The organism is Aureimonas sp. N4, assembly GCF_001463925.1.
GTDB lineage: Bacteria > Pseudomonadota > Alphaproteobacteria > Rhizobiales > Rhizobiaceae > Aureimonas > Aureimonas ureilytica_A.
In genome coordinates, this window is sequence record NZ_BBWS01000008.1 from 19,221 (window position 1) to 41,682 (window position 22,462).

The 22,462-nt window shown below is 65.2% G+C and carries 20 protein-coding genes; 11 read left to right on the plus strand and 9 right to left on the minus strand.

The features are described from left to right. The first annotated feature begins 210 nt into the window (after nt 1–210). Nucleotides 211–2,661, plus strand: coding sequence for a DNA topoisomerase (ATP-hydrolyzing) subunit B (gene gyrB, locus AUL28_RS02630; RefSeq protein WP_062221802.1), 2,451 nt, complete (start codon nt 211–213; stop codon nt 2,659–2,661). A gap of 390 nt (nt 2,662–3,051) precedes the next feature. On the opposite strand, the gene AUL28_RS02635 is transcribed toward gyrB, so the two are convergent. Then, nucleotides 3,052–4,263: a pentapeptide repeat-containing protein gene (locus AUL28_RS02635; RefSeq protein ID WP_192843382.1), complete on the minus strand. Its 1,212-nt coding sequence runs from the start codon at nt 4,261–4,263 to the stop codon at nt 3,052–3,054. Nucleotides 4,264–5,037: 774 nt separating this feature from the next. Between AUL28_RS02635 and AUL28_RS02640 the strand changes: the two genes are divergently transcribed. The 3 genes from AUL28_RS02640 (at nt 5,038) to AUL28_RS02650 (ending at nt 7,193) form a co-directional block, all read left to right on the plus strand. Then, nucleotides 5,038–5,583, plus strand: a complete 546-nt coding sequence (locus AUL28_RS02640) for a hypothetical protein (RefSeq protein ID WP_156418394.1) — start codon at nt 5,038–5,040, stop codon at nt 5,581–5,583. 155 nt (nt 5,584–5,738) lie between these two features. Further along, nucleotides 5,739–6,149, plus strand: a complete 411-nt coding sequence (locus tag AUL28_RS22500) for a hypothetical protein (protein WP_156418393.1) — start codon at nt 5,739–5,741, stop codon at nt 6,147–6,149. 429 nt (nt 6,150–6,578) lie between these two features. After that, nucleotides 6,579–7,193 carry a hypothetical protein gene (locus tag AUL28_RS02650; RefSeq protein ID WP_058633259.1) on the plus strand — a complete coding sequence of 205 codons (615 nt, stop codon included), beginning with the start codon at nt 6,579–6,581 and terminating at the stop codon, nt 7,191–7,193. Between the two features lie 745 nt (nt 7,194–7,938). On the opposite strand, the gene AUL28_RS02655 is transcribed toward AUL28_RS02650, so the two are convergent. Further along, nucleotides 7,939–8,163: a DUF1330 domain-containing protein gene (locus AUL28_RS02655; protein WP_306302749.1), complete on the minus strand. Its 225-nt coding sequence runs from the start codon at nt 8,161–8,163 to the stop codon at nt 7,939–7,941. 202 nt (nt 8,164–8,365) lie between these two features. On the opposite strand from AUL28_RS02655, the gene AUL28_RS02660 reads away from it, so the two are divergent. From AUL28_RS02660 to AUL28_RS02675, 4 genes are all read left to right on the plus strand, one after another. Then, on the plus strand, nt 8,366–8,836 hold the full coding sequence (locus AUL28_RS02660) for a hypothetical protein (RefSeq protein WP_062230569.1): 471 nt from the start codon (nt 8,366–8,368) through the stop codon (nt 8,834–8,836). Nucleotides 8,837–9,096: 260 nt separating this feature from the next. Further along, entirely contained in the window at nt 9,097–9,228 is a 132-nt protein-coding gene (locus AUL28_RS23500) for a hypothetical protein (protein WP_280137261.1), read from the plus strand. Between the two features lie 48 nt (nt 9,229–9,276). Continuing rightward, a complete protein-coding gene (locus tag AUL28_RS02670) occupies nt 9,277–9,612 on the plus strand; it encodes a hypothetical protein (RefSeq protein WP_062230571.1) in 336 nt (111 codons plus the stop codon). 166 nt (nt 9,613–9,778) lie between these two features. Continuing rightward, nucleotides 9,779–10,210, plus strand: a complete 432-nt coding sequence (locus AUL28_RS02675; RefSeq protein ID WP_062230572.1) for a GFA family protein — start codon at nt 9,779–9,781, stop codon at nt 10,208–10,210. 781 nt (nt 10,211–10,991) lie between these two features. Here the strand turns inward: AUL28_RS02675 and AUL28_RS02680 are convergent. The 7 genes from AUL28_RS02680 to AUL28_RS02710 form a co-directional block, all read right to left on the minus strand. Beyond that, complete coding sequence (locus AUL28_RS02680; protein ID WP_062230573.1) at nt 10,992–11,387, minus strand: VOC family protein; 396 nt, start codon at nt 11,385–11,387, stop codon at nt 10,992–10,994. A gap of 6 nt (nt 11,388–11,393) precedes the next feature. After that, on the minus strand, nt 11,394–12,212 hold the full coding sequence (panB, locus tag AUL28_RS02685) for a 3-methyl-2-oxobutanoate hydroxymethyltransferase (RefSeq protein ID WP_062230574.1): 819 nt from the start codon (nt 12,210–12,212) through the stop codon (nt 11,394–11,396). Beyond that, the gene (gene panC, locus AUL28_RS02690; RefSeq protein ID WP_062230575.1) at nt 12,209–13,078 is read right to left on the minus strand and encodes a pantoate--beta-alanine ligase; all 870 of its coding nucleotides are present in this window, start codon (nt 13,076–13,078) and stop codon (nt 12,209–12,211) included. The genes panB and panC overlap by 4 nt, the downstream gene beginning before the upstream one ends. A 99-nt stretch (nt 13,079–13,177) precedes the next feature. Continuing rightward, entirely contained in the window at nt 13,178–14,485 is a 1,308-nt protein-coding gene (locus AUL28_RS02695; RefSeq protein WP_062230576.1) for an ABC transporter permease, read from the minus strand. Between the two features lie 4 nt (nt 14,486–14,489). Next, complete coding sequence (locus tag AUL28_RS02700; protein WP_062230620.1) at nt 14,490–15,161, minus strand: ABC transporter ATP-binding protein; 672 nt, start codon at nt 15,159–15,161, stop codon at nt 14,490–14,492. 5 nt (nt 15,162–15,166) lie between these two features. Continuing rightward, complete coding sequence (locus AUL28_RS02705; protein ID WP_062230577.1) at nt 15,167–15,631, minus strand: hypothetical protein; 465 nt, start codon at nt 15,629–15,631, stop codon at nt 15,167–15,169. Between the two features lie 78 nt (nt 15,632–15,709). Next, complete coding sequence (locus tag AUL28_RS02710; RefSeq protein WP_062230578.1) at nt 15,710–17,452, minus strand: alkaline phosphatase; 1,743 nt, start codon at nt 17,450–17,452, stop codon at nt 15,710–15,712. Between the two features lie 380 nt (nt 17,453–17,832). Between AUL28_RS02710 and AUL28_RS02715 the strand changes: the two genes are divergently transcribed. From AUL28_RS02715 to pnp, 3 genes are all read left to right on the plus strand, one after another. Then, nucleotides 17,833–19,446: a methyl-accepting chemotaxis protein gene (locus AUL28_RS02715; protein ID WP_062230579.1), complete on the plus strand. Its 1,614-nt coding sequence runs from the start codon at nt 17,833–17,835 to the stop codon at nt 19,444–19,446. 259 nt (nt 19,447–19,705) lie between these two features. Then, on the plus strand, nt 19,706–19,975 hold the full coding sequence (rpsO, locus tag AUL28_RS02720) for a 30S ribosomal protein S15 (RefSeq protein ID WP_058599175.1): 270 nt from the start codon (nt 19,706–19,708) through the stop codon (nt 19,973–19,975). Between the two features lie 325 nt (nt 19,976–20,300). Continuing rightward, nucleotides 20,301–22,439 carry a polyribonucleotide nucleotidyltransferase gene (gene pnp, locus AUL28_RS02725; RefSeq protein ID WP_058599176.1) on the plus strand — a complete coding sequence of 713 codons (2,139 nt, stop codon included), beginning with the start codon at nt 20,301–20,303 and terminating at the stop codon, nt 22,437–22,439. The last annotated feature ends 23 nt before the right edge of the window (nt 22,440–22,462 follow it).

A 22,462-nucleotide genomic window follows, 5' to 3' on the forward strand; every position in this document is an offset into this window, starting at 1 on the left:
CGGCGACGCCAAGCGGCGTCGATGGCGTCCTGTCGATATGGGAAAGCGATCATGGCGACGAAAGGGCCACCGAACCAAGGCGCGTTTCTCTCCCTTGGCCGCCCAAAGCCCGTAAAGCTTGGATTGCGATGCAAAAACTTCTATATGAAGGCGGTCGAACAGACGAGCCGCGCGGCCCCGCCCGCCGCGCCATGACCCGTTAGGAATGCCATGTCCGAAGCCCCCGAGACCACAGAAACCGCCAGCGCGGAATACGGCGCCGATTCCATCAAGGTGCTGAAGGGTCTCGACGCGGTTCGCAAGCGGCCGGGCATGTATATCGGCGACACGGACGACGGCTCGGGCCTGCACCACATGGTCTACGAGGTGGTGGACAACGCCATCGACGAGGCGCTGGCCGGCCATGCCACGCATGTCACCGTGACGCTGAACCCGGATGGCTCCTGCACCGTGACGGACAATGGGCGCGGCATCCCGACCGACATTCACACGGGCGAGGGCGTGTCGGCGGCCGAGGTCATCATGACCCAGCTCCATGCCGGCGGCAAGTTCGACCAGAATTCCTACAAGGTCTCGGGTGGCCTGCACGGCGTCGGCGTGTCGGTCGTCAATGCCCTGTCCGTGTGGCTGAAGATGAAGATCCGCCGCAAGGGCAAGATCCACGAGATGAGCTTCACCCACGGCGTGGCCGACGCGCCGCTGGAGGTGACGGGCGAGGCGGGCGACGAAACGGGCACCGCCATCACCTTCCTGCCCTCGACCGACACGTTCCGGGGCGTCACCACCTTCGACTACGGAACGCTGGAGCATCGCCTGCGCGAGCTCGCCTTCCTGAACTCGGGCGTGCGCATCATCCTGACCGACAAGCGCCATGCCGACGAGAAGCGTAGCGAACTCTTCTACGAAGGCGGCTTGGAGGCGTTCGTTCGCTATCTCGACCGGGCGCGCAAGCCCCTGCTTTCCGAACCGATCACGGTGAAGGCCGAGCGCGACGGCATCACCGTCGAGGCCGCGCTCTGGTGGAACGACAGCTATCAGGACAACGTCCTGTGCTTCACCAACAACATCCCGCAGCGCGACGGCGGCACGCATATGGCGGGCTTTCGCGGAGCCTTGACCCGGCAGGTGATCGGCTATGCCGAGTCGTCCGGCCAGCTCAAGAAGGAGAAGGTCCAGCCCACCGGCGACGACTGCCGCGAGGGTCTGACCTGCGTTCTCTCGGTCAAGGTGCCGGACCCCAAGTTCTCCTCGCAGACCAAGGGCAAGCTCGTCTCCTCCGAGGTGCGCCCCGTCGTCGAGGGCGCGATGAACGAGGCGCTGAACGCCTGGTTCGAGGAGCACCCGTCCGACGCGCGCACGGTCGTCGGCAAGATGGTTCAGGCGGCAGCAGCGCGCGAGGCGGCCCGCAAGGCGCGTGAGACCGTGCGCAAGGACGTGATGAGCGTTTCGACGCTGCCCGGCAAGCTCGCCGACTGCCAGGAGAAGGACCCGGCGAAGTCCGAGATTTTCATCGTCGAGGGCGATTCCGCCGGCGGCTCGGCCAAGGGCGCCCGTTCGCGCCAGAACCAGGCGATCCTGCCGCTCCGTGGCAAGATCCTGAACGTCGAGCGCGTGCGCTTCGATCGGATGATCTCGTCCGACCAGATCGGCACGCTGATCACCGCGCTCGGGACCGGCATCGGCACGTTCGAGGGCTCGACCTACGGGTTCGACGCCGACAAGCTGCGCTACCACAAGATCATCATCATGACGGACGCCGATGTCGACGGCGCCCATATCCGCACGCTTCTCCTGACCTTCTTCTTCCGGCAGATGCCGGAGCTGATCGAGCGCGGCTATGTCTATATCGCGCAGCCGCCGCTGTATAAGGTGACGCGCGGCAAGCAGAGCCAGTATCTCAAGAACGAAAAGGCGATGGAGAACTACCTGATCGACACCGGCCTCGAAGATGCGATCCTGCATCTCGACGGCGGCGAGGCACGGTCGGGCCGGGACCTGCGCACCGTGGTGGAAGACGCGCTTGTCGTGCGCCAGCTCCTGTCGGGTCTCCATTCGCGCTATAGCCGTCAAATCGTGGAACAGGCGGCCGTCGCCGGCGCGCTCTCGCCCTCGGTTGCCGACAATCAGGGCGAGGCCGAGGTCATGGCCGACCGCATCGCCAAGGCGCTCGACACCGTGTCGGAAGAAACCGAGCGCGGCTGGATCGGCGAGTCCGACGGCATGGGCGGCTATCGCTTCCAGCGCACCGTGCGCGGCGTTCTCGACGTGCAGGCGCTCGATGCCGCGCTGATCCATTCGGCCGACGCCATCGCGCTCCATCGCCTCTCGGCGCGTCTGGCGGAGGTCTATCCGCTGTCGCCCATGTTGAAGCGCAAGGAAACCGAGCGCGCCATTCTCGGGCCGCTCGATCTGGTCAACGCCGTGTTCGAGGTCGGCCGCAAAGGCCTCTCCACCCAGCGCTACAAAGGTCTTGGCGAGATGGACCCCGAGCAGCTCTGGGAAACCACGCTCGACCCCGAAGTGCGCTCGCTGCTTCAGGTCAAGATCAACGACGCGACGGATGCCGACCAGCTCTTCTCCCGCCTGATGGGCGACGAGGTGGAGCCGCGCCGCGAGTTCATCCAGGACAACGCGCTGCAAGTCGCCAATCTCGACATCTGACGGCGCGCATAGCGCACCTGCAAGTGATTGCGCCCAACCTGCAAGCCCTTAAGCTGACCAAAGGAGGCCGCCGGAGTTGATCCCGGCGGCTTTCTGCATCCATCCCGGATTTGTTCCGAGCGTCTTGGCTCCCCTCCAAAGCGGTCCTCTGGATCTAACCAACCAGCTTTCGTCGCGAGTTTGATCCTCCAGAAGATAGTCCGCAACCTCGGTCTTTCCGATCTCGTCGACGGCAGGAGTTAGCTTTCGCCCAAAAGCGGACCAGTAGCTTTCGGCCCATTCCATGCGTCTGAAGGGGGGGCAGCCTATGCTTGCTTCCTCAACCGCGACGGACCAAGGCCCTCGCATTCGGTCGGGTTTGCGATCCCCTTTCGTGCTCTGTGCCACCGGTCAACGCCGAATGCGATTTCCCAGAATGTAGCCGAACAGTCCCATCAGGATGATACCGAGAGCGCCCTGCAGTCCGACCAGGATATTGGCGGTGCGTCCGACCACGGACATTCCGATTTCCGGCGGGTTGGAGGTCATCATGTTGAGCGCGCTGTAGCTGACGATGTCGATCAAACTGTGCGTCGCGGTCTCTTCTCCATGCGGAACGAGCCCACCCAAGATACCGTACAGGGCGGCGAAAAGCGCGATCAGGATCAGGAAAGCCCGCAAGACCCGCGACATGCTCTCTCCGTAGTCACAGAGCCATTCCACGAACCGATCCGAGGCCCAGGCATAGGTATGAAGCAGGGCTGGGCCCCAGTCTTTGCGGTGCGTCGCTTCGCGAGCCTTGGTCCAGGAACTCAGGCAGCCCATTTTGCGACCCTTCTTGTAAGCCCAACCGGCCTCCGCCTTGGCTCCGATGCTGGTGAAATTGGCCTCCAGCACGCTGTAGCTCCCGCGCGCGCCGTCATAGTTTCGGTCGATCTCCTCGCCCACCGCACCATCGAGCTGCTCGACCCGAAGCCGGCATCCCTCGATCCACGCGCCGTTGAAGCGGGTGTGCCTGAGGTTGGAATTCGACAGGTCGAGACGAATGAGCCGCGTTTCGGAAAGATCGGCCCCTTCGAAATCCGTGCCGCTGAGCGTGGCGTTTGCGAAGTTCGATCCGCGCAATCTCGATCCGCGCAGCTTCGTTCCTTTGAGGCTGGCTCCTTCGAAGTCCGAAAAGGTCAGATTGACGTCCGACAGGTTCGCCTCGTCGAGGCGGGCATTTCGAAATACGGTGCGGTCGGCATCGGCTCCCGTGAAGTCCGCACCCCACGCGTCGGCCGCTTCGAAATCGGTCCCGTCCAGAAGTGCTGCCTGAAACCGGGCAAAGCGCAAATGGGCGGATGTGAACCGTGCATCCTCGAGCATCGCCCCCTGGAACGAGGCCTGGCCTGCAACCGCAGCGTTGAACGAGGCTCCACTGAAGTCCCCGTTCTTGAAGCTGGCTTCTTCGATCAGCGCACCGTCCAGCCGCATCCCGCGTCCGACGCCCTTCGTCAGATCGGCGCGTTTCAGATTGGCGTCGGAAAGATCCGCATCCGTGAGGGAGAAGCCCGACAGCACGGCATCGCTGAGATTCAGCCTTCGCCCTTGGGCGTCCCACCAGACAGCGGGGGCGTCCATGCTTGCAAGTGCGCGAGCGAGCGAAGGGCCATCGGCCCGCGTGCTGCGCAGAGCGACCGTCGCAGACATCGGATACCGATCCAGACCTCGATCCGCAGCCAGCCAAGCCAAGAAGGCATCCAAACGCTGCTGAGCATCAGAGCGATCGTCCGACGAACTTCCAGAATCTGGCGTTTGAGTGCCGATGGCGCTCCGTTGTGCCATCGAGCTTTCCATGGTCATGCGCCTCGTAACCCATCACTGATCCGTGATGGGACAGAGGTCAGGGCGTGCGGTTTTCAAGTCACGGCACGCGAAGCAGAGCGACCGGTTCGTTTGGCGGGAAGCAGAGCGTTCCGAACGGGTCGACAGCGCAAGAGCCATTCCTGCGCGATCTCGCCCGAACGATGACGGGCCGCTTTCGGCTCCAACCGCGCTGACCGCTTGCACCGTTGGCTCACATCGATAACGGCCTCGGACCAAAGGTCCTCTTTCACAGGGATACGTCATGGCTTCGCTCGAGCCTGCCGCAGGCCGCTGATACCGGACCCTCACCGGCGCACCCTGGCCTTCGACGTTGTTTTCTTGACCGGCTCCAGATCTGTGGAGGCGATCCATCGGAGAGGCGCGCCCGAACTCGGTCACCGCGTGAGGAGGTGGGCATCATTTCCGACGTGGCGAACCTGCTGCGTGACCAGGACAACCACATGAACCGAAGCTGAACTGACCGGTTCAGCGTGCTGTGTGCCGACCGGGCCTAAGACCGTCATCACCGAAACCCAAAGGATGATGACGATGACCGACGATCTCCACGACACACCCGATCAGGCTCGCGCCGAAGCGTCGCACCTATCCTCGCCGGCGGCGCGCCGAGCGCGGCCATCCCGGCGGAACGCTCTTCTGGGCGCGGGTGCCCTCGGCATCCTGGCGCTCGGCTTTGCCGGCGGCGCGGCGGCCTGGAGCGCGAGCCAGCACCCCGAGGTCACATTCGACACCAGCCTTGCGACCACGCCGATCAGCCAACTCTCGAACGCGTCCTCGGTCGGCATCGCCGGACAGGTCGCCGAGGTCTACGGCAACAAGTTCGTCCTGAGCGAGGGCACCGCGAAAGCTCTGGTGGAAACCGGGCGTGCGGGGGAAGGAGGAAAGCTCGTTGCCGCTGGCGAGACGGTGACGGTTCAAGGCCGTTTCCGCGATGGGTTCCTCCATGCGAGCGCCATCCAGCATGCCGATCAGCGGATCGACGAGCTCGATCCGCCCCCGCCGCCTCATCGCGCGCCCGGCCATGGCCTCCGCGATGCCGGGCCAGCCGGCCCGGACGCTGCCCCCGACGCGAACTGAGCGTCGCGCAGCCAGGCCGCCCCTTCTCATCCAAATGTCCGGCGAGACCGCCGGATCGATCGCAGGCCCCTTCGATGTCCATCTCTTCGGGCACCGCGGCTCGAGCTCCATCCGCAAGGCGCCGGATCGGGCATTTCGTTCAAGGACAGAACCCCATGATCAAGTCAGCTCTGCTCGCAACGGCGCTCGCCGTCGGGCTTACCTCATTCGCGTCGGCGCAGACGGCTCCCAAGCCGAACGCTCCTCCGCCCCCGCCACCGGCCACAGCGGCGATGCCGGGACCGGGAGGGGACGCCCGTCCCGCGCCCGGCGACATGCCGCCACCGCCCCCGCCGGGCGAAGCGCCGCGACCGGGCGACCATCGCGGGCCGCCGCCACCCCCGCCGATGGGCAAGGGCGTCGAGATCCGGCTCGGCCGTGACGCCGGCATCCGCGTCACCTGCGGCGACGAGCCGATGGCGGCCTGCTTGGCGGCCGCCAAGCCGCTCACCGACCGCATCCCCGACATGAGCGTGCCGCCGGCGCCGCCCGCGCCTCTCGGCGCGCCGATACCTCCGGCGAACTGAGAGCCCAATGGCCCGGCGGCGGGGCACCGCCACCGGGTCTTTATCGCCTGACCTTGGTCGAGGCATGGGCGTGCCCGGACGATCTGGCTTCGCGCCGAACAGCCGTCCCGTGCGTGACGGCGCGAAGCCTGCCCTCCCTCTCGCCCAACATCGGAACGGCTATCGCCCCCGGGCTCCCCGCCTCCCATGACGCAGATGGCGGTCGGTCAGCGTCGTGGACGTTGGGACAAACAGGTGCGTTTCGATCCGTGGCGGCATCATCGAGCCGGCGTCCGATCGTCGGGCCGCGATCGCAGCCGCCCGATGTGCCGCCGACGAGGACGCTTGCGGGATTTCGCAACGCTTCGCCACGAAACCAACGCGAAGGCAGAAGCTTATGGATGAAAACCTGGTCGCGATTTGATCGCGCCTCAACCAACGGAGTGCCCCATGCGCCTGTCCCGTTCCATGAGTCTTGTCGTCGGTTCGCTGCTTCTCGCAACCTCATGGGCACAAGCCCAGGACGGACAGCCGGCACGCGTGCGCGGAACGATCGCGGCCGTCGAGGGCCAGACCCTGTCCGTGACCTCGCGAGAGGGGCCTGTGGTGAAGATCCAGATGGCACCGAATGTCGGCCTGCGCGGTATCAAGACGGCCGCAGCGAGTGACATCAAGCCGGGAGATTATGTCGGGGTCGCCTCCGCCCCCGCATCCGGCAGCCAGCCTGCGGGGGCGTTGGAAGTCCTGATCTTTCCTGCAGCGATGAAGGGCGCCAACGAGGGTAGCTTCCCATGGGATCTGCAACCCAATTCCACGATGACCAATGCCACGGTTTCCAACGCGGTGGAGAACGTATCGGGCCGCCAGTTGACCCTGACCTATCCCACCGGCTCCAAGACGGTTTCGCTCCCGGCCAACATACCCGTCGTGACCTTCGCCGATGCGAGCGCAGCCGATCTGAAGCCTGGCGCGCCGGTCTTCGTACCTGCCACGAAGGCCCCCGACGGTACGCTGTCCACCGCCTTCGTGGTGGTGGGAAACCAGGGCGTCGTTCCCCCTATGTGACCGCCTGGCCATGCTGGGTTGCGCCGATCCGAGGCGCTATGCAGCCTCGGATCGACCGCTGACGTCACGCCCTGTGGCGAGAGAGTTTCGGCAACACCCCCTGGAAGCACGAAGAGATCCACTTCGGCATGGCGGGGTGGTCCTCTGGTGGCAGGTCCGCGCAACCCAAATCTCTGAACCTCCGCTTTTCTGCCTTACGGCCGAAAAGCGGACCGGCAGCTTTCGGTCCTTTCAGAATCGTCGTGTGCAGCCGAACCCGGTGGAAGAACGAAGGCGTCTACGCCAGGGAAACCGTCATTGGGATGGTGCCCCAACCGATCGTGGCTTGGCAGACAGCGGTCCACGTTCCCGGCATCCACGATCTGGAACTGGACACCTCGACCTGATCACCCGAAGAGTCTGCCGCTCGTATCGAAGCCATCCGGGGAACTGGTCCGCAACACCCGACCGCCCGTGAACGCATCCTGGCGGCCCGCGACACATCAGGAACGTCCGCTGTCGAGAAAACCGGGATAGTACTTGAACGTCACGGACGGCTCGAAAGCGGTTGGCCCGCTTTCGGGCGTCCGTTTCGTGTCTTAGATCCGCTCGCCGGGGTGGTTTCCGGCTGATCTGCTCCAAGGCGATGAGCCAGCAGAGCCGACGCAGCCTGCCGGATGGTTCCCGATCCTCGACCGGGGTTCACTCCGTCCACAAGGATGAGGCTGCGAACGAGGGCTTGATCTCGCACTTCCAGGGCAGCGGCCTATTCCGGCGAAGCATACCACCTCCGCGCCGTTGCTGCGTCGGGGAACTCAACGACGACGATGGCGGGGTGCTGCGGTTCTCCTTCGAGGACGCTGATCGCTCCGCCACGGACAAGATGGCGGCCGCCGAAAGCTTCGATCGATGCGGCCGCGCGGGAACGATAAGTCTCGAAGGCCGCATGATCACGCACGGTGACATTGGAGATCGGATAGACAGGTACCAACGCCCCTCGATCCCTGACGAAATCTACCTAACGAAACGTAGTCTTCCACCCCGATGCCGGCGGCCTTCCAACGAACGACCGCTTCCAAGCGGCGCAGGTGGCCGCCTCTACGGCCGCACGGGGCCGGTCTATCTCCGTATAGCAAACGTTTGCAATCTGGTACGGTCGCGATCCCAGCCCGTGAAAAACGGCAGAGCCCGGCATGATCAAGCGCTACAGAATCCTGGCCGACTACCACCAGTTTTACCTGTGGGATCATGGGGAGAGCCCGGATGCGCCCACAGACTATACGGAAGCCGATACGGTTCTGCGCATCAAAGCCGCCCCATTCGTGGTCGTCGTTCAGCCCGAACGCAACATGGAGGTGCCGGTCACGGTCGAGATCAGGGACGAAGCGCCCGAGGTCGCTCTCGCTGCATGGGATCATGTCGCCGAAGCCAGCCTCGCCTTGCCGTCCGGCAAGCTCGAGATCCACGAATGCACCGGGGGATCGATCGACATCCTGACGGTTCCGGCAGGCACCTACCGTGTCAGAGCCCATCACGGTGGGTTGAGAACATTGAGCGACGACGGGCTCGATGGGAACGATCACTACCGGATCGTGCTGTGGCCTGCGCCTTTCGCAGACATCACCGTGTTGAAGCAATATGTCGATCCGAGCGCCGGATCGTAAACCGCAGGCATCGCCTCCTGATGCCTAGGCCGTGGCCTCGACACATCGCTATGTGTTCGATCCCAGGCCTGAGGGTGTGATCCTTTCCATGGAACGGAACGAGCTTTACGGGACATGTTCGGCACGGCGGCGCCCTGACCACGCATGCCATCCGAGCAGCCATACAGCGATCGCAAGCTTGGCTCGCGACGCTGAGCCGAGAGTTCGGTAGCAACCCGAAGACGGGCGTCAGATGGCGCAAACGTCGGACCTTGGAGGACATGACGACCGGACTGAGGGAGCAACGATCGACCACGCTGAGCGAGGCCGAGGAGGCGATGGTGGTGGCGTTTCGCCGGCACACGCTACTGCCGTATGAATGCGTGAAGGGATCGATTGCTGCGGTTGCGTGAGCGAATGGAAGCGTGCGAACTCCGCCCGATCCATCACGGGAGATACCCATGAATGACGATGTGAAAGCTCGCCTTTACGGACTTGGCAGCGTGGTGGCCGGGATTGCTATGTCATGGCCCACCATCTTCGACCGTTTGAGGCTCGCTCGGCAAGGCGCGCCGGAGGTCAGCGTCTGGTCGATGGCTTCCTTCTTGGTCGGCCCCCTGATCGTTATGGGTCTCGTAATGATGCTGCTGGGAGCCAGAACGGAACCGCTCATGCGTGACGCCGAGCGGAAGCGTATGAGGCCTTTCGGAAACATCGTGGCGCTCGCCTGTGTTGTTGCGGGATTCGGGGGAATGCTCGGAACGAGCTATCTACTGCGCTCCTATGGGTATCGATGAGCCGGCCCTGTCCCTGAAGCGCGCTTGGGTGGCGTCCGGACTGTCGGCTTGGGACTTGAGAAGGAGGCATCGCCTCATTGGCATCCGGTGATGTAATCGCTTTCGGTGCGTTCGAGGCGCCAGTTCGGATTGACGCTCCGCGTCATAATACGAGAATGTTGGAGTGATGGAACCCGAAGTGGAGGATCGACAAGGCGGCTGTCACTGTGGCGCGGTCCGCTTCCGCGTCAAACTGACAGACGGTCTGCGAACTGCACGGCGATGCACGTGTTCCTATTGCAGGATGCGCGGGGCGGTCGCGGTTTCCGCGAACCTGCACGATATCGAGATCACGCGAGGCACGGACGCCCTGACTCTCTACCAGTTCGGGACCAAGACCGCGAAGCACTACTTCTGCTCGATTTGTGGGATTTATACCCACCATCAGCGTCGCTCGAACCCGAACCAATACGGAACCAATGTCGCCTGTCTGGACGGCGTGAGCCCGTTCGACTTCAATGAGGTGCCCGTCAACGACGGCATACGGCATCCCACCGATGCATCGTCGGGGGGACCACGCATCGACGGGGTTCTGCGGTACGAACGCAATCCAGTCTAATATAGCGGCCCGAGGCCAGTGGTTCTGGTGAACGGCAGCTTTCGGCGGAGACGTAGGTGAGCCAGGAACCGCAAGGACGTGTCGATAGCGGTTGGATCGCGTCTAGGCGACCGCTTCGCCCGTGTCGATGGGCGGTCGGACTGATTGCCCGACCGTTCGGGTGCTGACGACATGCGATGGCGGACGTCCGTCAGCGCCTTTTCGCGGCGACATCCGACACGAGAAACCCAGACGATCGCGACGCCAAGCGCTGTCAGCTACGGTCCGGCATGAGCCGGTGAGATGGCTTCGATCGCGAAAGTTAGGACCGGCAACGCTGCCGTGGTCACCATGACGGTATAGGAGATCGCAGCGTCCGATCCCGATCTGCAGCAGCAGGCGGAGCGGTGTCAGGACGCCAATAACGGACACGGCCAGCCGTGTCGCGGCAAGCCCGCTCGTCCACACGACCGGCACATTACCACCCTGATCGCGAGGACCGGAGAGACCGGCAGGATCAGAAAGAAGCGGTGCGCCATCACCCTTCCGAACCGCCAGCCTCGATTGAAGCCGCTCGTGATGCCGAGTGATGGAAACAGCGCCGTCGCAGCGTTCAAGAGAAGAATCGGACCCCAAGCTGGCTCTCCAGCGCCCTTGCGCGATATAGCTAGACAGAAGACCGCTGTCATCGCGAAGTTCAGGAATACGAAGAGCTTGGATGGAGCGGCTTAATCGGTCCCACTGATGGGTCCGGTCGGAAAGTTAGTTAAGGGTTGGTTGGTCCTGCCCCGGCCGCTCTCCCTCAGCCCGCGTTCGGCTGGATCAAATCCCAGCGATTGCCGAACGGGTCGCGAAACACCGCGACCGTGCCATAGGGTTCGCGGCGCGGCGCTTCCTCGAAGGGGACGCCGCGCGACAGCATCGCGGCGTGCTCCCGCGCGAAATCGTCCGTTTCCAGAAACAGGAACACGCGCCCGCCCGTCTGATCGCCGATCCGGGCGGCTTGGCGCGCGTCGGCGGCTTTCGCCAGCAGCAGGCCGCCACCGGCCGAGCCCTTGGGGCGCACGACGACCCAGCGCTTGTCAGGCGAAAGCGCTCGATCCTCCACCAAGTCGAAGCCGAGAACGCCGACGTAGAAGGCGAGACCCACGTCGTAATCGGGCACGAGAAGCGCCGTCAGGGCGAGGGACTGGCGCAAGCAGGGTCAGTCCTTCGGCTGATAGACATGGTCCGGGCCGGGGAAACTGCGCTCGCGCACGGCTTCCGCATAGTCGCCGACCGCCTTGTTGATCGCCGCGCCGACGTCGCCGAAGCGGCGCACGAAGCGGGGCACGCGCGCGTTGAAGCCCAGCATGTCTTCCAGAACGAGGATCTGCCCGTCGCAGCGCGCCGAAGCGCCGATACCGATGGTCGGCACCGACAGAGCGGTCGTGATGCGCTCGGCCAGCGGCTCGACCACGCCTTCCACCACCACGGCGAAGGCGCCGGCCTCGGCCACGGCGCGCGCGTCCGCCTCGATCCGATCCCATTCGGCGCGCTCGCGCCCTTGCGTGCGGAAGCCGCCGAGCGTCATGACCGATTGCGGCGTCAGCCCGATATGAGCCATCACGGGAATGCCGCGCGCGGCGAGAAAGCCGATCGTCTCGGCCATGCCCGCGCCGCCTTCGAGCTTCACGGCCGAGCAGCCGGTTTGCGTCAGAACGCGCGCGGCGCTGCGAAAGGCCGCCTGCGGGCTTTCCTCGTAGGTTCCGAAGGGCAGGTCCACCACGACCAAGGCTCGGGCCGAGCCGCGCATGACGCTTTGCCCGTGCAGGATCATCATGTCGAGCGTTGCGCCCAGCGTGGTGTCCATGCCGTGCTCGACCATGGCGAGGCTGTCGCCGACGAGAAGAATGTCGGCATGGGCATCCACCAGCCGCGCCGTCAGCGCGCTATAGGCCGTCAGCGCGACCAGCGGCGTGCCGCCCTTGCGCGCGCGGATGTCTGGCACGCTGAGACGCTTCGTCTCGCTGCGCGCGCTCATGCCTCTCCTCCCTCGGCGGGGAGGGGCAGCACGCGCTGGTCGATCAGCAGGACCTGGCCGAAATGGGCGGTGACGAGAAGCACGGCGGGCCGGTCGGAAAGACGCTCCAGCGGCTCCAGGGTTTGAGCGTCGCACAGGTCGAGCGACTGGAGCCGGGCGCGGGGCTCGGCCTCGATCAGGGCGCGCGCTCCGGCCAGAAGCTGTGCGCCGTCGTGCTCGCCCGAGCGGGCCGCGCGCTCGGCTGCGTCGAGGGCGCGGGAGATCACCACGGCCGCCGCGCGGTCCTCGGGCGTCAGCCGGGCATTGCGCGAGGAGGCGGCGAGCCCGTCGGCCTCGCGCACGGTCGCAACGCCGACGATCTCAGTGCGGACGGACAGATCGCGCGCCATGCGGCGGATGACGGCGAGCTGCTGGAAGTCCTTTTCGCCGAAATAGGCGCGGTGCGGCTCTGCGATGTTGAAGAGCTTGGTGACGACGGTCGCGACGCCCCGGAAATGGCCGGGCCGGTGCCGGCCGATCAGGACGTCCGACAGGCCCTCGACCTCGACATGCGTCCGGATCGGCTCGGGATAGATCTCCGCCACATCGGGAGCGAAAACGACGTCCACCCCATGCGCCCGGCAGAGGTCGAGATCGCGCGGCAGGTCGCGGGGATAGGTGGCCAAGTCCTCGTTCGGGCCGAACTGCGTCGGGTTCACGAAGATCGTCAGCACCACGATGTCGTTTTCGCGCTTGGCCCGCTCGGCCAAGGCCATATGGCCCTGATGCAGATAGCCCATGGTCGGAACGAGGCCGACCGTGCGGCCGGCCGCGCGCTCGGTGTCGAGACGCTCGCGAAGCGCTGATATCGTGGATGTGAGCTGCAAGGGGGTGCCTCTCGTTGCGCCATGCCCGCTTGGCGCGAGCACCCCGTGGTATCAAGTTGGCGGCCCGCAGGTACAGACCCAATCTCCACAGACCGGCTCTTAGCCCCGCAGCGCCTCGGCCGGGGACTGGCGATAGGCCAGGCTGGCGGGAACGAGCGTCACGAGCGCGACGGCGGCGAGAAGCAGGAGAAGCGTCGTGAGGTCGCCGGCGCGCAGTTCCACGGGAAGCGCGATGCCGCTGGCCCCGCCCGCGACCTGCGCCAGGAGGCTGGCGGCCGCAAAGCCGAGGCCGAAGCCGAGAACGACGCCCGCGCCGACCATCGCGAAAATCTCGGCCCAGACGATGGCGAAGATCGACAGGCGCGGCGCCCCGAAGGCCCGGAGCGCGCCGATCTGCCGGCGTCGTTGCAGAACATGGACGATCACGACGAAGAGAATCGCCGCGCCGACCAGCGCCTGCGCGCCATAGGCGATGGCGGCCAGAACCGTGCGCGCGTCGCCGAGCGTCCCGTAAAGGCGCGTCAGAACTTCGGCCGGGAAGACCGCGAGCGTTCCGTCGTGCCGATAGTTCTGGCGCAGCTTGTAGGCATCCGCGATGGTGCGCGGCTTCACCACGATGGCCGGAACGCCGGGCGCGTCCGGCCGCTCCAGCGCGGCCGGATCGATGGGACGGTTCAGATCGAGGCTGCGGCGGGCTTCCTCGGCCTGCTGATCGTAGTCCGCTGCCAGCACCGCGATGCCGACGCCGCCGCGGGCGGCCTCCTCGCCATGGGCGGTCTCGTCCGCTCCATGGTCCTTGCTTCCCGGTTCATGGCCATGCGCCAGCCAGACGGCCTCGATCGGCACGAGAATGGCCTTGTCCCAGGCTGTGCCGGTCGGCTTCATGCGCCCGACCACCTCGTAGGAAATCGCACCATGGACATGACCGCCCTCCGACAGGCGGCCATGCAGCGGCTTGAAGCGCGAGCCGATGGGGCGCGCGACGGCGGAGCCCACCACGGCGTCCTGCAATTTCTGGAAAGCCCGCCCTTCCGCCAGGCCACCGAGGCCGCCGACGACATCGCCGGTGGTGCCGACCACGGGATCGTCGCCGACGAAATCGCCGAAGCCGACCGGCGCGGCATAGGCGACGCGCGGGTCGGCCCGCAGGGCTGCCAGCGTGCGACCGGGCAGAAGGGGGAGGGGCGCGGGCTGGAGAAACACGGACGAGAGCACGAGCTGCGTTTCGCTGCCCGGCGCACCGATCACCAGATCGAAGGCCGAGGCGGCGCGCGCGCTGCCGAGCCGGATGGCGCGCTCGCCGAGCGTGACGCAGGTGCCCAGCGCGCTGGCCAGCGCGATCAGAAGAACGACGGCGAGGACGCCCGCCCAGTGCCGCCGGAGATCGGCCCAGATGAAACCGAACATGGGATCAGTGCTCCGGCGCGAGTTGGCCATTGGCGAGCCGCAGGACGCGGCTCATGCGCGCCACGAGATGCGGATCGTGCGTGGCGACGATCAGGGTGACGCCGGTCTCGGCGCTGAGTTCGAGGAGGAGGTCGCCCACCGCCGCGCCGGATTCCGCGTCGAGGCTGGCGGTCGGCTCGTCGGCGATCAGGATGCCCGGCCGGCCGGCGAGCGCGCGGGCGATGGCGACGCGCTGCATCTGCCCGCGCGATAAGGTCTCGACCCTTTGCGCCTGTCGGACAATGCCGAAGCGGTCGAGCAGTCGCTCGCCCTCGGCGCGCGCCTCGGCCAGCGGCAGGGCGCGGGACAGGCGATGGGGCAGGAGCACATTGTCCATCACGGATAGGCCGGGAAACAGGTGGAAATCCTGCATCACGAGGCCGATCGAGGCCGCGCGCCAGCGGTCGCGCCGGGCCTCCCCTAGCGTGGCGAGATCCGTCTCGCCCCAGCGCACCAGGCCCTGGCGCACCCGCTCCAGACCGCTGACGGCGTTGATGAAGGTCGTCTTGCCCGAACCCGACGCGCCTGTCAGCGCCACGCGCGCGCCGGCTGCCAGGTCGAGGACGGGAATGGCGAGCGCCGGCGCGTCGAGGCCGGCAAAGCGAATGTCGAGATCGCGAATGGAAAGCGCCGGCATGTCGGTCACACCGTCCGGAACCGGGCATCGACGATGCGCACGAGGCTGACGAAGCCGGTTTCGGGGTCGGTCCAGGAGCCGATCTCGAAGCGGCCGGAGACTTCGATCACCTTGTTGGCCTGTTCGAAGGTCTGCGCTTCCTTCAGATAGACCACGACGATATTGGCCGGCCAGTCCGCGTCGGATGAGCAAAAGGGGCAGAGCGACATCGGAATTTCGGTGAGCACGAAGAACTTCGCCTCGGCCTTCAAGGGCGGGGCCATGAAGCCCTGCATCTCGACGCTCCGGCCGGTGAGCGCCTTGGCCTTTTCGGAAAAGGACAGGCCGAGCACGCTGATCTTGCCGTAGAGATCGTCGAAGCCGATCCGCTCGATCGCGGCCAGGGCTCGGCGCGGCGCGAGCGCGAGCGTGGCAAGGGCGGCGAGACCCGAGCCGATCAGGCGCCGGCGGGTCGGGGCGAAACTGGCCATGGGCAAGCCTCCTCCAAATGGCGACAGGTCCCGGCGCAAGAGGCGCCGGGACCCGAGATGGCGGTTCAGAACGAGCGATCAGTTCTTCTGCGGGGCGAGCGCGAAGGCGTCGGCCAGAACGCGGTAGATGTCGCTTTCTTCCATGTAGCCCTTGAACTCGTCGGCGCCGGGGCCGGCGGCCTGGAGCACGACGTCGTCCACGGCATGGACGGCCGTGTCGGCCGAACGCGGCAGGTTGCCTTCGCGGAAGACCGCGCCCGGCACGGCCTTGTAGGCCTCGTTGGCCACATATTCCTTCTTCTCGTTCTGGACGGCGGGCTCGAACGGGCCATCCATCTTCGGGCGGAAGGTTTCGTAATAGTCGGGGAAGTCGGCGGCGAAGATCGCGAGGCGGCGCGACACGTCCACCTTGTCCGGGTAGCCGTCGCCGTCCTTGTCCTCGTAGTTCGGGAAGCCGGCCTCGGCATAGACGCCGACCTTCTCGCGCATGTCGGTGCCCGGCTTGTCGTCGTCGATCGTGCCGATGATGGAGATGCCGTGCGTGTGGTCGGCGGTGGTGACGATCAGCGTGTCGGGATGGGTCTTCTGGAACTCACGCGCGACGCCCACGGCCTTGTCGAACTCGATCGTGTCGATCATCGAGCGCTCGAAATCCATCGGATGCGAGGCCTTGTCGATGCAGGAACCCTCGACCATCAAGAAGAAGCCCTCGGGATTCTTCGACAGCTTGTCGAGCGCGACTTCCGTCATCTCCACGAGGCCCGGCTGGTTCGGGAATTTCGACACGGTGCCCTTCTTCAGGAAGCCGCGGTCGAGCATGAAGTCCATGTTGCCGGTGTGGAACAGGCCGAGAAGCTTGTCCTGATTGGAGCCCTTGGCGGCTTCCAGCTCACCCTTGTCGGTCGCCAGCGCGTAGCCGGCGTCCTGGAACATCTGGATGTAGTTCTTGTCGTCCTTGCGCTTGGAGCCCGGGGTGGACTGCGGCAGGAAATAGGCCGAGCCGCCGCCGAGCAGCACGTCCGGCTTCACCTTGAAGATCATGTCCACGATCTCGGGCTTGTCGGCGCGCTTGCGCGTGTGGGCCACCACGGCGGCGGGCGTGGCGTCCTCCAGCTCGGAGGTGACGACGATGCCGACCGACTTCTTGGTGGTGCGGCGCAGCGCCTCGGCGATGGTCTCGACCTTCGGATCGTCGAAGGAATTCTTGGTGCGGTCGGCATAAACGCCGAGCGCGTTGATCGCCGTCTTGTGGCCGGTCATGTAGGCCGACATCGTGTTGGCGCTGTCGGTGGCGACCGAGTTGGTGGACGAGGTGCCGACGAAGGCCATGTGGTCGAGATCGTCCATGGCGAGGCGACCGTTCGCCTTGCCCTCGGTCATGCCCTTGGACATGATGCGCGCGCCGGTGCGGTTGGCGACCGTCATGCCGTCGCCCAGCAGGAAGATGATGTTCTTGGCCTTGGCGATGGCGGGCGTGCCGAACACGTCCCAGGTCACGCTCTGGGTTTCGTCGCCGGCCTTGGCTTCGACCTTGTAGCTGCCGGGCGCCAGGATGTGGCCGCCCTGGATGCGAACGGCGGAAGCCTCGACGCCGTCTTCCTTTTCGATGAACTCGACCGGCTGGCCCAGAACCTCGGCGGCGGGCTTGCCGTTGATCGTGACGGTGACGTCACCGGGCTTCACGACGCCCTTGAACTCGACCTTCATATCGAAAGGGGAGCCGGCGAGGATGGTCGCGCGGTCGAGCGGCATCACGGTGGCAGCCTGGGCCGCGAGGGGAAGCGCGCTGGACAAGGCGAGCAGGGCAAGAAGACGACGCATCGAAGGCCTCCTGTGAGGTGGGATCGTATGCGCAATAGGACCTCTGCGTAACACTCTCGTGACGAGCCAGAGTATAACCCCCAGCTGATCTGTAATGTTATATTATTACAATTCGGGATGTGGAAGCCATTCTGGTCGACTTCAAGTTTGCGGCAGGATTTAATTTTCCGTAATCTGTATTAAGCACCTATGATGCGGATACTTCTGCTATCCTTGCACCGAGATATTTGATCATTAAAATAAAAATATTGCGGAACGTCGCTAAATCTCTTATGAGTTGTACGATTCGGAAGTAAAAATTCAGCTCGCTGCGTTGGCAGAGAGTTAAGCTGTGTATGTCATCACTTGCAATTGATGAGGTCGGTATCGATCGTGGGGTCATGGCGATGGGTATGTGGTATTCGTTCAAGGTTCGTTTGGCTGTATCGTTTCTGTTGCTGACAGTTCTGGGGGCGGCGGGGAGCTATCTGGCGCTGGAGCAGTCCAGGCGAACGTTCGTGGATTTGACCACATTGGCGGAAGGCCCGCTTCAGCAGGTGGATGCGTCCGGGCATTTGCAGCTTCAACTCAGCGAAGCGCGCCGTCTCATGTTCAAGGCGCTGGTTATTCCCGCCGACGCGCGTGGAGCCATCGAGTCCGAATATGCCGGCATCTGGCGTGAAGTCGATGTCTCGCTGAAAGCCTACGAGGCTTCGTTGCCCACCGGCGAGCGCGGGACTGTCCAAACGCTATCCGCATCCCTCGTATCGCTGCGGGCGCAGATGGACGCGATCCTTCGGGACATCAACACAGGCGTCCCTTCGGCCGAGATCCTGAACGCGATCACCAAGGACGAGGGGCCGACCGCCCAGCGCATCGACAATGAACTGGCGCAGGCAAGCAAGGCCGCGAAAGCCAATGTGACGACTTTCGTCGCCCGGGCGGGTGAGAGCTACGACAGGGTCTGGACCGAGACGGTCTCGATCGTCGGCGCCTCCTTGTTGCTCGGCGGCGGTTTCGCGGCTCTGATGCTGATGACCGTCTCGGCTGGCTTTGCCCTTCTGCGCGAGAACATGCTGCGCGTCGGTTCGGGCGATATTTCCCATCGCATCGTGCATGGCCGAAAGGACGAGATCGGCTTGCTTCTGACGACCCTCTGCCAGATGCGGCTCAAGCTCAACGAGATCGTCGCCGCTGTCGGAAACACCGCCAATTCGCTGTCTGGTACGGCGAGCACCACGGCCAGCCTGTCGCAGCAGCTGGCCTCCGGCTCGGCCGAGCAGGCTGCGGCCTCCGAGCAGGCCAGTTCCGCCATGGAAGAGATCGCGGCCAATATCCGTCAGAACGCCGACAATGCCTCCCAGACGGAAAAGGTCGCGCGCGAAGCCTTCGCCAGCGCCCGGTCGAGCGAGACGGTGGTGCAGTCCTCCGTGGTGGCCATGCGCGAGATTGCCGAGAAGATCGCGCTGGTGCAGGAAATCGCGCGCCAGACCGATCTTCTGGCGCTGGACGCCGCCATCGAGGCGGCGCGTGCCGGCCAGCACGGCAAGGGTTTCGCGGTCGTCGCCTCCGAAGTGCGCAAGCTCGCCGAGCGCAGCCAAGGCGCGGCGGTGGAAATCGCGGCCCTGTCGGAGCAAACGCTGAGCGCTTCCGAAGAAGCGGGCCGGATGCTAACCGTGCTCGTGCCCAGCATCCAGCGCACGTCCGAACTCGTCAGCGAAATTTCCGCGTCCTGCCGCGAGCAGTCCATCGGCATCGAGCAGATGAACCAGGCCATGCAGCAGTTGAATCAGGTGACGCAGGAAAACTCGGACGGCGCCGTCCAGATGTCCGCAGCCGCCGGCCATCTCAATGGCGACTCGGACGAGCTTCAGTCCCGCATCGGTTATTTCCAGTTGGAAAAGATGGCGCAAGGGGCTGGGGTGCCGGTGGCGGCCACATCGACGGCCGCGCGGGCGGAGCACCGCCCCGAGCCCGAGGCTGCGGTTCACCCGTCCCGACAACTCGCGGCCTGACGCCACCCTGGGGGGGCGAATGTTGCCACCCCGCTCCGTCAAAACGATCCTTCGTCGCATCCGCCCGGCCCCGCCGGGCGCTTGCGTTTTTCGGGGCCGGAACGCCGCCTTCAGGGCTGGGCTGGTGTTTTGGCGCAAAGCCGCTTATATCGGGGGCGCGAAAGGGTGAGCGGTACGCCGCCCCTTGCGCTTTCATGGCCCTGGCTGGACGACATCCCGGCTATGGGCGACCCCATCCTCCAACACGAAGGACATCACGATGTCGATCACGCCCGAGCGCAAGTCCGAGCTTCTCAAGGAATACGCCACCAAGGCCGGCGACACGGGTTCGCCCGAGGTCCAGGTCGCGATCCTGTCGGAGCGCATCGCCAATCTGACCGAGCACTTCAAGGGCCACAAGAAGGACAACCACTCCCGCCGTGGCCTTCTGAAGCTCGTTTCCCAGCGTCGTCGTCTTCTCGACTACCTGAAGGAGCGCGAGGAAGCGCGTTACACCACGCTGATCACGCGCCTCGGCCTGCGCCGCTAAAACCATTCGGACGGGGCCGGGTCCGATCACGGATCCTGCCCCGCCCGCCCCTTGGCCCCGCCCTTCGGGCAGGGCCCATGCCCCGGCAAACCCGCGCCGATCGCGGGGGCTGCCAGGGAGGGCTTGGCCCTCCCGACGAGTGGAACGCTCATGGGGCAGGATTGCCGGTTGCTTCCCGGCGTGGGTTCGCGGGCTTGCGCCCCGGATCGCAGCGTGACCGGGCGGCTCGCAAAGCCCCCCGCGAAGCACCCCGCCGTCTTGCCCGTGCGCGTTTTGAAATTCTGCCCCGGCCGCCCATCGCGGCCCGCACGAGAGGCATATTCTCATGTTCAATACCCATAAGGTCGAGATCGAATGGGCCGGCCGCACGCTGGTTCTCGAAACCGGCAAGATCGCCCGTCAGGCTGACGGCGCCGTGCTCGCCACCTATGGCGAGACCACCGTTCTCGCCACCGTCGTTTCGGCCAAGTCCCCCAAGCCCGGCCAGGACTTCTTCCCGCTCACCGTCAACTACCAGGAAAAGGCCTTCGCGGCCGGCCGCATTCCGGGCGGTTATTTCAAGCGCGAAGGTCGCCCGAGCGAAAACGAGACGCTGGTCTCGCGTCTGATCGACCGTCCGATCCGCCCGCTCTTCGCCGAAGGCTACAAGAACGACACGCAGGTCGTCGTCACCGTTCTCCAGCATGATCTGGAAAACAATCCCGACGTTCTCTCCATGGTCGCCGCCTCTGCCGCGCTGACGCTGTCGGGCGTGCCCTTCATGGGCCCGATCGGCGGCGCGCGCGTCGGCTACATCAACGGCGAATACAAGCTGAACCCGCATGTGGACGAGATGGCCGAGTCCAAGCTCGACCTCGTCGTGGCCGGCACGCAGGACGCCGTCCTGATGGTCGAGTCCGAAGCCCGCGAGCTGGACGAGCAGACCATGCTCGGCGCCGTCATGTTCGGTCATCGCGGCTTCCAGCCGGTGATCGACGCGATCATCAAGCTGGCCGAGCACGCCGCCAAGGAGCCGCGCCAGCACAATGCGCCCGACTTCTCGGCGCTCGAGAGCGAGATGCTCGGGCTTGCCGAGGGCGAACTGCGCGACGCCTACAAGAACACCGACAAGCAGGCCCGCTACGCCGCCGTGGATGCGGTAAAGGCGAAGGTCACGGCGCATTTCTTCCCCGAGGGCGCGACCGAGCTCCGCTATTCCAAGGAAGACGTCGGCACCGTCTTCAAGGAACTGCAGGCCAAGATCGTCCGCTGGAACATCCTGGACACCAAGAGCCGCATCGACGGCCGCGATCTTTCCACCGTTCGTCCGATCGTGGCGGAAGCGGGCATCCTGCCGCGCACCCACGGCTCGGCGCTTTTCACGCGCGGCGAGACGCAGGCCCTCGTGGTCGCGACGCTCGGCACCGGCGAGGACGAGCAGTTCGTCGACAGCCTGACGGGCACCTACAAGGAAACCTTCCTCCTTCACTACAACTTCCCTCCGTATTCGGTGGGTGAGACGGGCCGCATGGGATCGCCGGGCCGCCGCGAAATCGGCCATGGCAAGCTCGCATGGCGCGCCATCCGCCCGATGCTGCCGGCCAAGGAAGCCTTCCCCTACACGATCCGCGCCGTCTCGGAAGTGACCGAGTCGAACGGCTCGTCCTCCATGGCCACCGTCTGCGGCACCTCGCTGGCTCTGATGGACGCCGGCGTTCCGCTGGCGCGCCCGGTCGCGGGCATCGCCATGGGCCTCATCCTCGAAGGCGAGCGCTTCGCGGTTCTGTCGGACATTCTGGGTGACGAAGATCACCTGGGCGACATGGACTTCAAGGTCGCCGGCACCGAGAACGGCATCACCTCGCTGCAGATGGACATCAAGATCCAGGGCATCACCGAGGAGATCATGCGCATCGCGCTCGATCAGGCCAAGGGCGGCCGCGTCCACATCCTGGGCGAGATGAACAAGTCCCTCGGCACGGCGCGCGCCGAGCTGGGCGAGTTCGCCCCGCGCATCGAAGTGATGAACATTCCGACCGACAAGATCCGCGACGTGATCGGCTCGGGCGGCAAGGTCATCCGCGAGATCGTCGAGAAGACCGGCGCCAAGATCAATATCGAGGACGACGGCACGGTGAAGATCGCTTCGTCCTCGGGCAAGGAGATCGAAGCGGCCCGCAAGTGGATTCACTCCATCGTGGCCGAGCCGGAAGTCGGCGAGATCTACGAGGGCACGGTCGTCAAGTGCGTCGAGTTCGGCGCCTTCGTGAACTTCTTCGGTTCGCGCGACGGTCTCGTCCACATCTCGCAGCTCGCCGAAGACCGCGTTCAGAAGACGCAGGACGTGGTCAAGGAAGGCCAGAAGGTCTGGGTCAAGCTCATGGGCTTCGACGAGCGCGGCAAGGTTCGCCTTTCGATGAAGGTCGTGGATCAGGCCACCGGCGAAGAGGTCAAGAAGGCCCCCAAGGAAGACGCTGCGGAGTAAGTCCGCCGTCTGAAACGGTGCTG

Coding starts and splice junctions, on each gene's coding strand:
- AUL28_RS02675 (WP_062230572.1), top strand. CDS start 9,779: ATGGAACCCGAAGTGGAGGATCGACAAGGCGGCTGTCACTGTGGCGCG.
- AUL28_RS02650 (WP_058633259.1), top strand. CDS start 6,579: ATGCGCCTGTCCCGTTCCATGAGTCTTGTCGTCGGTTCGCTGCTTCTC.
- AUL28_RS02640 (WP_156418394.1), top strand. CDS start 5,038: ATGACCGACGATCTCCACGACACACCCGATCAGGCTCGCGCCGAAGCG.
- AUL28_RS02715 (WP_062230579.1), top strand. CDS start 17,833: ATGGCGATGGGTATGTGGTATTCGTTCAAGGTTCGTTTGGCTGTATCG.
- AUL28_RS23500 (WP_280137261.1), top strand. CDS start 9,097: ATGACGACCGGACTGAGGGAGCAACGATCGACCACGCTGAGCGAGGCC.
- AUL28_RS02700 (WP_062230620.1), bottom strand. CDS start 15,161: ATGCCGGCGCTTTCCATTCGCGATCTCGACATTCGCTTTGCCGGCCTC.
- gyrB (WP_062221802.1), top strand. CDS start 211: ATGTCCGAAGCCCCCGAGACCACAGAAACCGCCAGCGCGGAATACGGC.
- AUL28_RS22500 (WP_156418393.1), top strand. CDS start 5,739: ATGATCAAGTCAGCTCTGCTCGCAACGGCGCTCGCCGTCGGGCTTACC.
- AUL28_RS02670 (WP_062230571.1), top strand. CDS start 9,277: ATGAATGACGATGTGAAAGCTCGCCTTTACGGACTTGGCAGCGTGGTG.
- AUL28_RS02695 (WP_062230576.1), bottom strand. CDS start 14,485: ATGTTCGGTTTCATCTGGGCCGATCTCCGGCGGCACTGGGCGGGCGTC.
- pnp (WP_058599176.1), top strand. CDS start 20,301: ATGTTCAATACCCATAAGGTCGAGATCGAATGGGCCGGCCGCACGCTG.
- panB (WP_062230574.1), bottom strand. CDS start 12,212: ATGAGCGCGCGCAGCGAGACGAAGCGTCTCAGCGTGCCAGACATCCGC.
- rpsO (WP_058599175.1), top strand. CDS start 19,706: ATGTCGATCACGCCCGAGCGCAAGTCCGAGCTTCTCAAGGAATACGCC.
- AUL28_RS02710 (WP_062230578.1), bottom strand. CDS start 17,452: ATGCGTCGTCTTCTTGCCCTGCTCGCCTTGTCCAGCGCGCTTCCCCTC.
- AUL28_RS02705 (WP_062230577.1), bottom strand. CDS start 15,631: ATGGCCAGTTTCGCCCCGACCCGCCGGCGCCTGATCGGCTCGGGTCTC.
- AUL28_RS02635 (WP_192843382.1), bottom strand. CDS start 4,263: ATGGACGCCCCCGCTGTCTGGTGGGACGCCCAAGGGCGAAGGCTGAAT.
- AUL28_RS02660 (WP_062230569.1), top strand. CDS start 8,366: ATGATCAAGCGCTACAGAATCCTGGCCGACTACCACCAGTTTTACCTG.